The organism is Pseudomonas sp. SDO5591_S426 (assembly GCF_054070755.1).
Genome location: NZ_JBSVXD010000427.1, coordinates 1 through 384 on the forward strand (window position 1 = coordinate 1; position 384 = coordinate 384).

General features: G+C 63.0%; 1 protein-coding gene. It reads right to left on the reverse strand.

The features are described from left to right. On the reverse strand, positions 1-384 hold a 384-nt coding region (locus ACW9JC_RS30435; protein WP_457459696.1), incomplete at both ends, for an RHS domain-containing protein.

A 384-nucleotide genomic window follows, 5' to 3' on the forward strand; every position in this document is an offset into this window, starting at 1 on the left:
TTTCGCCGCCGTAGTCGGTGAGTTCCTGCGGGGTGCCGAGGTGGTCGAGTTGGTAATAAAACGGGCAGGCCTTTTTCGGGCCTTTGCCGTCGAGCATGGCCAAGGGCCGGAAGCTGCCCGGTTCGTAGAGGTAGCTGCGGTAGTGGTTGGGGCTGCTTTCGGCAACGAGTTGGTCGCCTTGCCAGAAAAACTGCGTGCTATGGCCGTCGACGGTTTTGTTGATGCGGCGGCCGAAGGCGTCGTAGCGGTAGCTCGCTGTGCGGCCGTCGGGCAAGGTCAGGCCGGTCAGGCGGTGCTGACTGTCGTAGCGGTAGACGGTGACGTTCTCACCACGCCGTTCGCGGATCAGGTTGCCGTAGGCGTCGTAGTCGTAATGCCGGTCGG